This window comes from Vibrio sp. 378, from assembly GCF_033339435.1.
The window spans coordinates 1-531 of record NZ_JAWOUO010001111.1 but is presented as its reverse complement, the minus strand read 5'-3'; the positions used below and the strand labels follow the sequence as shown (position 1 = coordinate 531).

At 47.8% G+C, this 531-nt stretch carries 1 protein-coding gene; it reads left to right on the top strand.

Features of this window, described 5'->3' with window-relative positions:
• Positions 1 to 531: aromatic amino acid DMT transporter YddG (gene yddG, locus R7Q48_RS30655; RefSeq protein ID WP_318134189.1), on the top strand; the 531-nt coding region annotated here is incomplete at both ends.

Below are 531 nucleotides of genomic sequence, written 5' to 3'. Positions count from 1 at the left end.
TGGGTATTGCAAGGCTCGTAACCGAAAGTTTAGGGCCAGTAGGTGGGGCGGCGATGTTGTATTCGCTAAGTTCAATCTTTTTATTGATTGTGGTGGGCATCCCAAAGTTATCTTACTTTTCTCCGAAGTATCTGATAGTTGGCGGCGCAATGTTTGTTTGCTATGAGATCTTTCTTGCGCTTGCTCTTGGGTATTCGAATTCGCGAGCTCAAGCGATTGAGGTATCTATCGTCAACTATTTATGGCCAGCACTGACGGTGTTGTTTGCCGTGTTGGGTAGCAACAAAAAGCCAAGTTGGCTGTTGTATCCAGCAGTAACCCTCGCGTTTATTGGTGTGGCTTGGACAGTGAGCGGCGATAACGGTTTATCCCCGACGCAAATCATCTCGAACGTAAGCAGCAATCCGCTGGTGTACTTCATGGCGTTCACTGGCGCGGTGATTTGGGCGGTTTATTGTAATCTCACACAGCGACAGCAATCGAAGCACAATGCGATCACGTTGTTTTTTATCGCAACGGCGGTTTCGCTTT